A 13691-nucleotide genomic window follows, 5' to 3' on the forward strand; every position below is an offset into this window, starting at 1 on the left:
AGCAAGGAGAAGGAGGATGACCGATGATTCGAATGTCCGGAATAAATAAATCGTTCAGTGCCAATCATGTGCTGAAAGACGTGGAGTTCGAACTCCAGGGCGGTGAGATTCATGCACTCATGGGTGAAAATGGTGCCGGCAAATCAACGTTGATGAAAATTCTGTCCGGCGTATACAGCCGTGACAGCGGTGAGATTGAAGTGAATGGCAAGGCCGTTGAATACAGGCATCCGAAAGAAGCGGAAAAAGACGGGATTGCTGTGATTCATCAGGAATTGAATATTCTCCCTGAACTGACGGTGGCAGAGAACCTTTTTCTCGGCAAAGAAATGAAAGCAGGTCCGTTCGGTTGGCTGAAAACAGGTGAGATGAATCGAAAGGCGGCTGAACAGTTGAGTGCCCTCGGTCTTGATGTCGATCCGGCGACGCTCGCGAAGCATTTGTCTGTCGGGAAGCAGCAGCTTATTGAAATCGCAAAGTCACTGATGTCCAATGCGAAAGTCATCATCATGGATGAACCGACGGCCGCCCTGACGGGCAGAGAAATTGAGACGTTATTCGACACGATCATGGAACTTAAAGGACGCGGTGTCTCGTTTGTCTATATCTCGCACAGGATGGAAGAAATCTTCAGGATCTGTGATCGGATTACGGTCCTTCGTGACGGTGTTTATACGGGTACCCGCGCAACTTCAGACACGACGTTTGATGAGATCGTCAGTCTGATGGTCGGCAGAGAACTAGGCGAGCGTTTTCCGAGAGTCGCCCATGAGCTTGGTGATGTCATCTTGCAGGCGAAGGGATACAGTCTTGAAGGTGAGTTTCAGGGCATTGATTTTGATCTTAAGAAAGGCGAGATACTCGGGATTGCCGGTCTGATGGGCGCAGGTCGTTCAGAGCTTGTTGAAACCCTGTTCGGTTACCGAAGAAGAACAGAGGGCGAGCTGATCATTGAAGGAAAGCCGGTTTCATTCCAATCGCCGCAGGAAGCCATGATGCATGGTCTCGGTTTTGTATCTGAAGACCGAAAATCAAAAGGGCTGATCGTCGATTTCTCCATCAAAGACAATCTGAATGTCACAAATTTGTCCGGGCTTTCCCGTTACGGCTGGATGCAAAATGACGAGGAGACGGCCCTTTACAATGACATGAAAGATAAGCTCGGGATCCGGGCTTTTGGGAAAGATCAGCTCGTGAAATCACTCAGTGGAGGCAATCAGCAAAAAGTCGTCATCGCCAAATGGCTTGCTACCTCGCCTAAGATCCTGATCCTCGATGAACCGACAAGAGGTGTGGACATTGGTGCGAAGAAGGAAATCTATCAAATCATCAGTGAACTGTCAGAAGCAGGAGTCAGTATCATCATGGTGTCTTCTGAGTTGCCGGAAATTATCGGGATGAGTGACCGGGTGATGGTCATGTGTGAAGGGCGTCTGACGGGGATACTCAGTCGCGATGAACTGAATGAAGAACGGATCATGCATTTTGCCACAGGAGGAGATAAATATGTTCAGAAATAAGAGCATTGGCTCGATACTGGTGACGCTCGGTCCGTTAATCGGATTGATTTTAATCGTCGTCATTATTTCCATACTGAATCCGGCTTTCTTAAGCCCGAATAACTTGATGAATGTGCTCAGGCAGGTATCCATCAATGCGTTGATTGCTTTTGGGATGACCTTCGTCATCTTAACAGGCGGGATCGATCTGTCTGTGGGTTCAATATTGGCCCTTTCCGGGGCGGTAACGGCAACGCTTATGGCATCAGGGGTTGATCCGGTGCTCTCCGTGCTGATCGGTCTTCTGGCTGGTGCGGCCCTCGGGGCTTTTAACGGGATTATTATTGCAAAAGGAAAAGTGGCGCCATTTATTGCAACATTGGCGACGATGACGATATTCAGGGGACTGACCCTGGTGTTCACAGACGGCAGGCCGGTTTCAGGACTGGGTGATTCCACGTTCTTTGATATGCTCGGCCGCGGTTATCTCTTTGGTATTCCTGTTCCGGCTGTGACAATGATGGTGTCGTTTTTGGTTCTGTATCTGATCTTAAAGAAAACCACATTCGGCCGCCGCGTTTATGCCGTTGGCGGTAATGAAGAGGCAGCAGTTCTCTCAGGAATCAATGCGGATCGGGTGAAAATCTATGTCTACTCATTAACCGGTTTCCTGGCTGCCCTCGCCGGAACAATTCTTACATCCAGACTGTCATCCGCACAGCCGACTGCAGGTCAGATGTATGAGCTTGATGCCATTGCGGCCGTAGTTCTCGGTGGGACAAGTCTTACAGGAGGAAGAGGTTGGATCGTCGGCACGCTAATTGGTGCCTTGATCATAGGTGTACTGAATAATGGACTGAATCTGCTTGGTGTCAGTTCATTCTTTCAGCAAGTTGTCAAAGGCAGTGTAATTTTGTTGGCAGTTCTGTTGGATCGTAAAAAAAATGCGTAAAGGGGATGGAAACATGAAGAACGTATTGGCAGTAGTCATGATGTTGGTGTTGGGTATGGTTGCCATGGCATGTTCGACAGAGAGTCCGGTGAATGATGGAGGTAATAACGCTGGAGGTAACGACGGCGGTGATGGTGAAATAACGGTTGGTTTTTCGATTTCCACGCTGAATAACCCGTTCTTTGTGACGCTTCAGGAAGGCGCGGAGGCACATGCAGAGGAGCTCGGTATTGAACTCCTTATGGTCGACGCACAGGACGATGACGCCAAACAGATTAACGATGTGGAAGATTTGATTACACAGGGTGTGGATGTCATTTTGATCAACCCGACGGATTCGACATCCGTTGTGGCAGCCGTTGAAGCAGCCAACAGTGCAGGTATTCCGGTGATTACCGTAGACCGCGGTGCAGATGGCGGCGATGTTGTCGCGCATATTGCATCAGATAACGTCGCTGGCGGTGAAATGGCCGGTGAACTGTTGATTGAACTTGTCGGAGATGGAGCTGACGTGGCAGAGCTTGAAGGGATCTCAGGGTCGTCCGCGGCCCGTGAGCGCGGTGAAGGCTTTAACAATGTGGCAGCGGATGCTTTGAATATTGTAACTGCGCAGACAGCGAACTTTAATCGTGCTGAAGGTTTGACGGTCATGGAGAACATCCTTCAGGGAAATCCGGATTTGACCGGTGTATTTGCCCACAATGATGAGATGGCACTCGGCGCACTTGAAGCGGCGGAATCAGCAGGAAGAGAAGATCTCATTATAGTCGGTTTTGATGCCACGGATGATGCAGTTGCAGCCGTCGAGGATGGCCGACTGGCCGGAACCGTTGCCCAGCAGCCGCTCCTGATTGGTCAGTATGCCCTTGATGCAGCGCTTCAGGTGGCAAACGGTGAAGAAGTGGAGGACTTTATTCCGGTTGATCTGGAATTGGTCAGATAAATGGTAACCCCCTTATTGAAAACCCGTGCAGCGATGATTGCTGCACGGGTTTTCTTACGTGAGGAGCATTTATTTCTGTCAGGCACTTCCTTCCGAAGGATCGTATTTCAACAGATCCCGCTGCTTAAAGCGTCTTTCAAAGAATAGGCCGATAAAGTAGAAGAAGATCAGTCCGGACGCGACGTGGATGATTGTAAACGTGAGCCCGAGGGACGCCACTTCGTAGATCAGAATCGGCAGCTTCGCCACGGTCCACACGCCGAGAAAGAAGACAACGTTTCTCACGAGGACGCCTTTTTTCAAAAGGAGTGCGGCGATCGGGAACGCGACGTATAAAGGGCCTGCCGAGATCGATCCGAGAAGAAATGCGAGAACCGTTCCGGTAAAGCCGGAGCCGGGCCCCATATAGGTCATGAGGGTGTCTTTCTTGACCCAGATGTCCAAGAGCCCGACAAAGACCAGGATCGGTGGCAAAAGCATGATCATATCGAGGAGGCTGTTGCCGGTGACGGTTATCGCATCAAGTCCCGCCGACTGATTCACGGCAAAGACGGTGAACCAGATGATCAGAAGTCCGAGGAACCACTTATAACGCTTCATGAATACGGTCATTATATATACACCACCCAGATCAAAGCTGTAAAGAGAAGGGTGTAGAGAAGCGCCCATGCGTTCCGTTCAATGGCGAAGGAAGCTCCGAAGACCTTCTTTTCCATCGGCAGAGATGCGATCCCGACACTCATCATCGCACTGACGAAGGCGGCGATCTGCGGGTACCCCGCACCGCTTTCGAGCAGAGTGCTGCCGAGAGGGAAGACGACGAAACTCGGGATCATGGCGATCGAACCGATTATCGTGGCGACGCCGACACCGATGATGCCTGACTCGGCACCGATCATGCCGGAGATGATCTCAGGGGTCATAATTGCGAGTGAGAGCCCGACAAACAGCATGATTGCGAGAATTTCCGGGAGGAGATTCTTAAAGATCATCGAGGCTTTCTTGAGCGCTTTGGCGGTTTTGCCGCGGTCTTTGATGAATGACAGGGTGACAAGTATGATGGCGAGACTGTAGAGAATGATGCCGCTGGTCAATGGGTTTCACCGTCCGTTCTCTGATAGGTTCTCAAAAAGAAGTCGAGGTTTTGGGCGCGAAGCCGGATGTCTTTGTGAAACAGGGCCAGTGTCTGCCGGCCCTGTGCGGTGATCGTGTACCATTTGACGGGCTTATCGTCTCCCTCCTGCACCCATTCGGAATGAATGTCCCCGTTTGCTTCGAGCTGCTTAAGGGTCCGGTACAGACTCGCACTGTCAATGGGGTTGAATGGGAGTTCCTCATCGAGACGTTGAAGGAGTTGCCCGCCGTATGCGGGGGTGTCCTGGAGGAATAACAGAATAAAGGCCGCAGTGTGGCGGCCCTGTTGGAATTTGGCCATGTGGATCGCTCCTTTTATTTGTGTTAACTACACTTTACTGTAGTTAACAGTGACATGTCAAAGGCAGTGATCGTGATCTCTTTGAGTATACGTCGATCTTGTAAACATTCAATAAATCCATCCAATTCTATACAGATCCAGGGACAAATCGTGTATGATGTAGGAGAGTAAATCATGCACCCGTAGGGAATAGAGAAACAATGAAGCAAGCAGACAGCGGGGTGAAGAGATGGAGAAACATTACTTAAAAGCAGAACTTGAACAGGCTGTCCGGGAAGATCCGGGCATTGTGGACTTTATTGAGGCCGCGTCCCTTGACGGGATGTGGTACTGGGACCTTCATAATCAGGAGCACGAATGGATGAGTCCGACGTTCTGGACGACGCTTGGATACGACCCGGCAGAGAAGAAGCATCTTGTCAGTGAATGGACGGATCTCATCTTTGAGGAGGACTTCAAAAAAATCCAGCAGAACCTTGAAGAGCACTTCAACGATCCGAATGTGCCCTTCAGCCAGACGGTCCGCTATAAACATAAAGACGGCTCAACGGTGTGGATTCGCTGCCGCGGGATGGCCGTTCGGGATGAAACCGGTAGACCGAAGCGGATGCTTGGAGCGCATGTGGACATCACAGATCTGATTAAGTCTCGGGAGACGCTGAAAATGTTGTCGAATGAGTATGAGAAGGTCTTTAACGGTACACAGGACGCTCTATTTCTGATTGAAATTCTCGGGCAAGGTAAGTTCCGTTTTATCCGAAATAACCGTTCCCATCAGGAACAGACGGGTATATCACTTGAACAGATTGCCGGCAAAACCCCGCAGGAACTCCTCGGGACAGAAGGCGGGGAAATTGTCAGTGCTAACTACCAAAGGGCAGTGGATGCCGGTGAAATGATCCGCTATGAAGAAGAGCTGACCCTATCCGGGATGACGAAGATATGGGAGACGACGATGACGCCATATATGGACGCGGATCCTCCTTATCTCGTTGGCTCCGCAATGGATATCACAGAACGGAAAAAACTGAAAGATCAGCTGGAGTGGATGGCGAACTATGACGATTTGACAGAACTGCCGAACCGGAGAAAGATGATGCAGCAACTTGAGGATGCCGTGGAGACGTCGGCTCAAGCGAATCAGTCTTTTGCTCTGTTTTTTCTTGATCTCGACGGATTTAAAGAAGTGAATGATGCTTTTGGCCATAAAACAGGGGACAAACTGTTAAAACTGGTCGCAGAGCGGTTGACCGCATCTTTGAGAAAAGAAGATTTTGTTGCAAGAATCGGGGGAGACGAGTTCACGGGGATCATGTATGATGTGATCTGTGACGACGATTTATTTGTGAGAATGGAAAATATCAAGAATCAGATCGGCGAGCCAGCGTCTATTGCCGGAAAGACCGTTGATATCCGTGCTTCTATTGGTACGGTCATTTTTCCTAATGATGGAAGTGATCCGGAAGAACTTCTGAACAAAGCGGATAAAGCGATGTACAAAAATAAGCATGGTAAATGAGATAAGGAAAACCAGCACCTGAATCCCGGGAAACGATACGGGGCAGATGCTGGTTTTTTGTATACTCTGTTCAGGGTAACTTCGATTTGATCGTGTTGATCTTCGCATGATCATCAGGGGACTGATCGATATGTTTCCATAAGAGCTTCCCCTCACCGTCGTAAAGAAATGCCCCACCCTGGATATAAACATCCTGCGTCTTCATCGATTTCATAACAAAATTTTTCTGTGCTTGTTTCTTTGGCATAAAGCCTTTTACTTTTCCGCTCGCAAACGCAGCGCCTGCCATGGCAAGGAGTTTGACTTTGTTCATCGTTTTCAGCTGCATGTGTTTGTAGATCTGTCGTTCAGGATCCCCGTAAATGGGGTAAGGGAACGGTCCAAACAGATGGGTGAACTGTTCGATGAATGAGCGGTTAGACGGAGCAACGACGACGAGCTTGGTTCCGGTTTCTTCGATGTCCGAATGAGCCTCACGCAACTGCGTCAGGTAATCCCGGCAGATCGGTCAGCCGAGGTGGCGGACAAAAATCAAAAGGGTTCGGCTATGCCCGGTGACGAGGTTCTCAAATGTGACATCCTCCTTGCCGGGGGCTTGCAGAGTATGTTGTATTGTCATGTGGCAGTCCTCCTTTAGTAAAGGATCGGTTTCTTTACGTTTCCTTCCTCGAGAACAATTTAAACATAATTCCGAAAGAAGTCTCCCTCTTCAAGCGCGTGAAGGGCGTAGCCCAGCGGTAAGGGGGAGATGAATTTCGGTTGGGCGATCGCCCAAAGGTTCTTTCTTTTGCCCTTGTGCTCAATATGGTGTACTCAGTCTTATAAAACATAAGGGTTGATATGACAATGAAATTAGATAGTAATAACCATTCAGTATTCTTAATGTACTATCATCTTGCATTAGTGGTGAAATATCGAAGGAAAGTAATAGATGAGACTATTTCAGACTATGCAAAAGATAAGTTTGTGCCTTTGGGTGAAAAATATAATATCGCATTAGTTGAATGGAACCACGATATCGACCACGTTCATATTTTGTTCAAGGCACAACCAAACAGCGAATTATCAAAATTCATCAACGCTTACACGAAAACATCAAAAACGCTCGTACTGACTTCCTGCATAAACTAAGTACTGATATTGTCAAAAACCACGACATTATTGGCATTGAAGATTTGCAGGTGTCAAATATGTTAAAGAATCATAAACGCGCAAGAGCCATTAGTGAAGCCAGTTGGTCAGAGTTCCGAACCATGCTTGAATATAAAGCGAAGTGGTACGGAAAACAGGTTGTACCAGTAGGGAAAACGTTCCCTTCAAGCCAATTATGTTCGTGCTGTGGCTATCGTAATAAAGACGTTAAGAATCTTGCTTTGCGTGAATGGAAGTGTCCAACGTGTCACACCGATCACGATAGAGATATTAACGCAAGTAAAAATATTGAAGTTGAAGCTATAAGACTTCTAACCGAAGGTAATTCGGGGATAGCCTAATCCATAACTGACCGTTAGGTTGGTATTCTTAGGAATCTCCATCTTCAAATTTCGTAAGAAATTAAGGTGGAGTCATTCAACTGGGTGATTTTCCTTGTGCTGACCTGACAAAGAATCAGCAACGTTGTAAAGCGGGATCGACTTTTGGGTCGATCCCTTCCTTCACAGTCTTACTGCTTCAGGGTCGGCCTTTTTTGTGTCAGGAATGTGTAAACGCTTAATGGACATTCGTATAGAAGCAACCGAGATTAACAAGAAAGAAACTTCGATCACACGTTCGCTGTTTTATAGTAGAATCACCGAGACAGCCTGATGAGGGAGCGATACCCGTTGAGTGGATTCTATCAGAAGCAAGGCCCTGATCAGGTACGCACGCCCACTGCGACATTCGAAAGAGATCCCATGAAGGATCCTTAAAGGGAAATGGCCCGGAATTCGTATGAAGGAGTGACACCATGGCAGACTATGCCAGGCACGACATCATGTTCAAAGAAGCATTCGGGGATCCGGTACTCGCCTCCGCCCTCCTCGAAGAAGTCCTTCCGGACTCCCTCTTAACCCGCATCGTCCCCGATTCCCTGACTCCGAAAAAAGACACCTTTATCACCGAAGACCGGGGGAACCCGCGGACCCTCATCATTCCGATCCTTATCGCGCAGGATCGAAGACGATGGAGCCGTTCCACAACGCTGATGGCCGATTTCTTCAGCCATTACAGCCAATCGCTCCGCGATGACTGCGAACCGTTCACGCCGAACTTCCGCTATCTCCTTTACGACATTCAGGAACAGGACGCCGCCGACATGATCCGGCACACGCTTTTGAAGATCACGATTGAACTCATGGCCCTCGTCTTCGAAGAAGACGAAGCGAAGCTCGAGGCCCGTATGACCGAGCTGTTGACGATGTCAGAAATCGGGGAAATCAGTGACAGCTACGCCGAACAGGTTCTCCGCTTACTCGAATACATCATGCGGGGCAACCGTCATTTTGATGAAGCGATGTTTGAATCCATCCGTCAGAACGTTACCACTGAAGACCACGAAGGGAGTGAAATGATTATGAATTTCGCCGAACAGCTTGAACAAAGAGGCATCAAAAAAGGCCTTGAACAAGGAATGGAAAAAGGAATGGAAAAAGGCCAGCACCAAAGAGACCTTGCATTCTTCCTGAAACTGACACGACGCGGAGAATCGAAAGAGGCGATCGTGGATCTGCTTGATCTTGATGACGCGTCGTTTGAGGCGTTACAAGCCGAAGTCAATGAGAACGGGGACATTCGATAACTGAACAGCCGTAAGCTCTGAATCGAGGTATTCCGCCTCTGATTCGGAGCTTTTTGAATAGAGGATGTAAAAATACGATAATTAATAATCGTATGATGACTGAATATGATCAGGTGAAGCAGGAACACGAGCACGTCCGTCATGAGCTGATGGACGCGAAACCGGTATGGCGCGCCCTCCAGTCGATCTATGATCAGGACGCGAAGATTATGAGTCAGCTTCAGGGTGAGATCAGCCGTGCGGCCAAACAGCGTGAGGAGAAGCGCCGTGCCGAGCGGGTGCACCGGCGTCTTGCTGATGACTACGGGGATCAGGCTCTGTTTTTTGCCGACCCTGAGATGAATCGTCTCCTGGAGCAGTGGCAAAACCGCTGGCGTCTCCTTGAGACGGGCTTTTCCTATTTGCAGAACGTCGGAAAAACGGAAGATCCGGCCGCTCTTCGCTATCCCTATTGGGCAGCGACACTGATAACGACGGCCGGGGAGAAAGCCGGTCTCAAAGAGCGGCTTCAGGAAACGGCGGGCAAGCTGTTGTATCCGGTTTTTGTTCTCAGTACGGACGAGGCCAACGGCATTTTGCAGGGCGAGAGCGGTGAGGACCATCAGGAAGCGGTGATCGTGCCGGCGCACTGGACGGAGAATCTGGATGCCGGTCAGTTTGCCACATGGAAAGAGGCGATTACAAACCGGGCACAGGAGGTGGAAGACGCGCTTACGGAAGCGGAGAAGGAGCTTCGTTTCTGGGAGGATCTCGAGCAGACCGTGCACGGGTTCCTCATGCGCTATCCGTTTGAAAACTGGCAGGAATACCAGGACCGGCTTGCGCGTCTGAAGGAAGACGAACAAAGCATTCAGAAACGTCTGAGAGCGGCAACGGTGGCGCTTCGTGAGCTGAGCGAAAAGCAGGCGCATGTCCGCGAGCGGCAAAAGGAAGTGGATGCGGCAAGTTCGGAGATCGGTCGCCGGTTGGAAAAGGCGCAGGAATACGGGCGCCTGAAGCGGACATACGGTGAGCGGCAAGAAGAACAGGCGCGGCTTATGGACTTGCAGGGAAACGATGAGAACGTGCTTCGCCGGCTTGAGCGAAAACGCCACGGCATCGAACGTGATGTAAGCGGGGTTTCAGAAGCGATTGGCGATTTGGATGCGCGGCTTGCGATCGAAGTTCGCGAACATTGGCTTTATCAACGTGTGCAGGACACGCCTGCCATGCCGCCGAAGGATTCGAGGGCGACCCTCGAAGAGCGTTTCAAAGAGCTCGAGCGTGAGGAGCAGAAGCTCACAAGGGCGTATGAGGCGGTGAAGCTTGCTTACGAACAGGCGAAGAGGGACCGTGACCGTCTTGAAGCTGAACTCACTGAGGTGAAAGAAGACGCACCTTCTCTCGATGAACAGATGAGCTGGCCCTACAACGGCAAGGAAGAACAGGCGAAGTGGAAGCATGAAAAGCAGCGGCTTCAAGAAGCATGCGTAAACTTTGAGAAACGCTATCAAAAGAAAGAGCGGTCTGTCGATCACTTGAAATGGAAGCTCAGTGAAACGACCAAACAGTTCGGCCTCGATTTTCCCGACGCAGAGCGGGTTGTCTTTGACCGGTCCCTCACAGACGCCGCGAAGGAGCTTGAAGCGGAGGCGGACAACCTGAGGCGGAGAAAGAACGCCCTTGATGCGGAAACAGAGCGCCTGACTAAAGAAGACCGCGACCTTCACGAGGTCGAAATGAAGCTCCGTGCTTTCGACGATCTTTATCAGTTCAGCGATCCGGCCATAGTGTCAAAGCCCCTCGCGGATGATGAAGCGGCGAATTTCGCCTATCAGCGTCTGCATACGTTAGAGAAGCAAAATCAGCGCCTCCGACAGGCGATCCATGCCGTCGAACAGGAGCGAAAACGGGTGTCGCAGGGAAAATCGCGGTTTCTCAACTTCATTCGTGAGAACGTCAAGGACCAGCGCCTCCGTCACCGGGCTGATGAGGGGATCACGAAGAAAGAATCGTATACGGAGATGCTCGATTTTGAGTCCTATATGGAGAAAAGCCTCCGACAGGCGAACCGGATCGCGGAGACGAATCTGCAGTCGCAGGGCAAACAGGTGGAGGATTTCATCAGTCGCGTTCACCGGCACGTCACACAGCTCGCCGAAGAGCTTCGTCAGATTCCAAAAAAGACCCGGGTGAAAACCGGCGAGGATTGGAAAACGATCTTTACGTTTAACGTGCCGGAATGGGAAGAAGAAGAGGGAATCGAGCGGATTCGTGCCCATTTTGACTGGATCATGGACGAACTGGAGAAAGACAGCTTCAAAGATACCGACGGACAGGAAAACGCCGCGAAGATGCGGCAAAGCCTTGAAACCTGGCTGCATGCCAAGCAGCTGCTTCGCCGGGTGATCAATGAAAAGGCCCTCAAGGTATCGTGCAGAAAAGTGAAGAATAACAACGACATTACAAGTCGTTCCTTCAGCTGGGAAGAATCGAACCGCTGGTCAGGCGGCGAGAAGTGGAGCAAGAATATGACGCTCTTTCTCGGGATTCAAAACTATGTGGCAGAGAAAAAGCAGCCTGTTCCATCGATCCGTGGACGAAGCAGGGCCGTCATCCTTGATAATCCGTTCGGGCAGGCATCGAGCGATCACGTCCTCAGTCCCGTTTTCTTTATCGCCGAGAAACTCGGGTTTCAGATTCTGACGCTCACGGCCCATACGGAAGGCAAGTTTCTCGTCGACTACTTCCCGGTGATTTACAGCTGCCGGCTCCGTACGGCGGCGAACACGGATATGCAGATGGTGGATAAAGAAAAGCGCATACAGTATGCGTACTTCAAAGATCATGACCCCACTAGTCTCGAGCGACTCGGCGAAACGAGTCAGGGAACGCTCTTTTAATAGAGCGGCAGAGTAAGGGAGACAGAAAAACGACCGGGCTGATTGCCTGGTCGTTTTTGCCGGATCAGGAGGCTTGCCTGCCCCGGATCCATACATAGAGAAGGGTGACTGCAATTACGGCAAGGCTGCCGCCGGTAAGAAGCGTCATGTTGTTCATCGCCTCATAGCCCGCCAACAGAAGCACGGCGAGGTAGAGCATGAGCGTGCCGCTGACGAGCTTCATCGTCTTCGCAATCCCTGCTGTGAGGGTCATCTTCTTCATCGATCGTCCGATGAGCATCAGGATGACGAATTCTACGAGAATGTACATGAACAGATACATCCCGAGAAGGCCGGCGTAAGAAGCACCGCCAATGCCCTGACTGACCATGAGGCCGTTCCAGACGATGGGGTAGCCTGCGGTGCAGGGAAGCTCAATAAGGGACGCGAACACCCCGATGGCGAAAGCGGCAAGGGCTAGGCGCCACATGGAACCGGCGCTGTTCAGGCGTCCGCGGCTGAAGGCGATCCAGCGCTTCTTATGGCTGTCGGAGATCGACAGGGTCAAATCGTCGGTCTCTTTGAAGTAGTCCCGGATATTAATGAGGGCAAACAGGGCGGCAAACGAAAATATCAGCAGCCTGAGCCAGGTGATCCCGAGAATGTTCGTCACGATGGCAAAGGTGCCGGCGATGAAAAGGCCGTAGATCGCCGTGATCGTGAGAATAAAAACGAAGCCCGTCAGGTAGACGGCTTTTGGATCCTTCAGCCTCAGTACCATGGACATCAAGAACATTAATGCCCAAAGAGAGCACGGGTTGAACCCGTCTGTCAGTCCGATCGTCAGCGTCGTACCGATGACGGCAAGGAGATGAAGATCCGTTTCATCCGCCGCGTCAGGGCGCGCATCGCTGCAGAGAACAGCCCCCGTCTCATCGTCTTCCCCGCAGGCGTCGCCGTCAGGATCCGCGCTGCCGTCTTCAAGGAGTCCGGCGAAGGGCTCGTCCCGGCTGCCGTCAAACCCCTGCATGATGTTGTCATGATAGACGAAGGTCGGCACGACCCGGTGGGTGACGCCGTAATGCGACCAGACGTGCTCGACGAGGTCCCTGGAGGCCTCCTCCTGCACGTCAATCTTTTTAAGGGTCAGGCCGTGTTCGTCGGTGAAAGCCTCAACGGCAGGAGTTGCTTCCTGACAAACCGGACACGTATCGGCATATAAATAAAGGAGGGTACTGTCGTCAGGCGGCAGTTCCGAAACAGCGCCGGCCTGCCCGGGCGCTGTGAAAAAGAGCGGAAGGATCATAAGCCATAAGAGAAACCGGTTCATCGGGATCAGCTGCTTTCCGTAAAGGATTTGGTAGAAGTTCTGTATCATCGTACCAAACGCCGGAGGAATAGACAGTGATCAAGGTTACAAAAATTGTGAATCAATTGTGTCGTATGATGAACATCAACATATGTCTAAAATCAAAACACAAATGAAAAAGAATTGTGAAATCGTACAAATCATGTGAATGAAGTTACATGATGCGTGGTAAGATAGGGATAAGTTAACACGTCCTCTTGAGATGATGAGGCCACAGGATGCAGTCCGGGAAAGAGCACGACCCGGTCCGCGTTTCCTGTGGCTTTTTTTCGTACGTTGATCCGTTTCTTCCTGGACGGATCTGAGCGTACAGGTGTAACAGAGCCGAATCAAA

The 13691-nt window shown here is 50.6% G+C and carries 11 protein-coding genes and 2 pseudogenes; 8 read left to right on the top strand and 5 right to left on the bottom strand.

Translation table 11 applies throughout. From position 1 onward, the window contains the following. Window positions 1-23: 23 nt before the first annotated feature. Genes BSEL_RS04705 through rbsB form a run of 3 tightly spaced genes read left to right on the top strand, consistent with a single transcriptional unit; the run spans window position 24 to window position 3394 of the window. On the top strand, window positions 24-1520 hold the full coding sequence (locus BSEL_RS04705; RefSeq protein WP_013171858.1) for a sugar ABC transporter ATP-binding protein: 1497 nt from the start codon (window positions 24-26) through the stop codon (window positions 1518-1520). Next, window positions 1507-2451, top strand: coding sequence for a ribose ABC transporter permease (rbsC, locus tag BSEL_RS04710; RefSeq protein ID WP_013171859.1), 945 nt, complete (start codon window positions 1507-1509; stop codon window positions 2449-2451). The genes BSEL_RS04705 and rbsC overlap by 14 nt, the downstream gene beginning before the upstream one ends. Window positions 2452-2464: 13 nt before the next feature. Continuing rightward, window positions 2465-3394, top strand: a complete 930-nt coding sequence (gene rbsB, locus BSEL_RS04715) for a ribose ABC transporter substrate-binding protein RbsB (protein ID WP_041581753.1) — start codon at window positions 2465-2467, stop codon at window positions 3392-3394. A gap of 78 nt (window positions 3395-3472) precedes the next feature. Here the strand turns inward: rbsB and BSEL_RS04720 are convergent, their stop codons facing one another. From BSEL_RS04720 to BSEL_RS04730, 3 genes are read right to left on the bottom strand one after another with little or no spacing between them, the layout of a single operon-like run. Continuing rightward, complete coding sequence (locus BSEL_RS04720) at window positions 3473-4006, bottom strand: permease (protein WP_013171861.1); 534 nt, start codon at window positions 4004-4006, stop codon at window positions 3473-3475. Next, window positions 4006-4488 (bottom strand): hypothetical protein, encoded by a 483-nt coding sequence (locus BSEL_RS04725; RefSeq protein WP_013171862.1) that lies wholly within the window; start codon window positions 4486-4488, stop codon window positions 4006-4008. Before BSEL_RS04725 ends, BSEL_RS04720 begins: the two co-directional genes overlap by 1 nt. Then, window positions 4485-4829, bottom strand: a complete 345-nt coding sequence (locus BSEL_RS04730) for a PadR family transcriptional regulator (RefSeq protein ID WP_013171863.1) — start codon at window positions 4827-4829, stop codon at window positions 4485-4487. The genes BSEL_RS04725 and BSEL_RS04730 overlap by 4 nt, the downstream gene beginning before the upstream one ends. A 229-nt stretch (window positions 4830-5058) precedes the next feature. Between BSEL_RS04730 and BSEL_RS04735 the strand changes: the two genes are divergently transcribed. Next, entirely contained in the window at window positions 5059-6348 is a 1290-nt protein-coding gene (locus BSEL_RS04735; protein WP_013171864.1) for a sensor domain-containing diguanylate cyclase, read from the top strand. Window positions 6349-6418: 70 nt separating this feature from the next. Here the strand turns inward: BSEL_RS04735 and BSEL_RS04740 are convergent, their stop codons facing one another. Beyond that, a complete protein-coding gene (locus tag BSEL_RS04740) occupies window positions 6419-6829 on the bottom strand; it encodes a peroxiredoxin-like family protein (protein ID WP_013171865.1) in 411 nt (136 codons plus the stop codon). 365 nt (window positions 6830-7194) lie between these two features. Here BSEL_RS04740 and tnpA point away from each other — a divergent pair. The 4 genes and pseudogenes from tnpA to BSEL_RS16975 form a co-directional block, all read left to right on the top strand. Then, window positions 7195-7458: pseudogene (gene tnpA / locus BSEL_RS04745) on the top strand (IS200/IS605 family transposase); the annotation flags it as partial. Further along, window positions 7401-7841, top strand: a pseudogene (locus BSEL_RS04750) (RNA-guided endonuclease TnpB family protein); the annotation flags it as partial. The pseudogenes tnpA and BSEL_RS04750, both read left to right, overlap by 58 nt. A 455-nt stretch (window positions 7842-8296) precedes the next feature. Beyond that, window positions 8297-9127, top strand: coding sequence for an Rpn family recombination-promoting nuclease/putative transposase (locus tag BSEL_RS04755; protein ID WP_013171868.1), 831 nt, complete (start codon window positions 8297-8299; stop codon window positions 9125-9127). Window positions 9128-9219: 92 nt separating this feature from the next. Continuing rightward, window positions 9220-12009 carry a hypothetical protein gene (locus BSEL_RS16975; protein ID WP_013171869.1) on the top strand — a complete coding sequence of 930 codons (2790 nt, stop codon included), beginning with the start codon at window positions 9220-9222 and terminating at the stop codon, window positions 12007-12009. Between the two features lie 64 nt (window positions 12010-12073). On the opposite strand, the gene traF is transcribed toward BSEL_RS16975, so the two are convergent. After that, the gene (gene traF / locus BSEL_RS04765) at window positions 12074-13366 is read right to left on the bottom strand and encodes a conjugal transfer protein TraF (protein ID WP_013171870.1); all 1293 of its coding nucleotides are present in this window, start codon (window positions 13364-13366) and stop codon (window positions 12074-12076) included. Window positions 13367-13691: the final 325 nt, after the last annotated feature.

This window comes from [Bacillus] selenitireducens MLS10 (assembly GCF_000093085.1).
GTDB lineage: Bacteria > Bacillota > Bacilli > Bacillales > Salisediminibacteriaceae > Salisediminibacterium > Salisediminibacterium selenitireducens.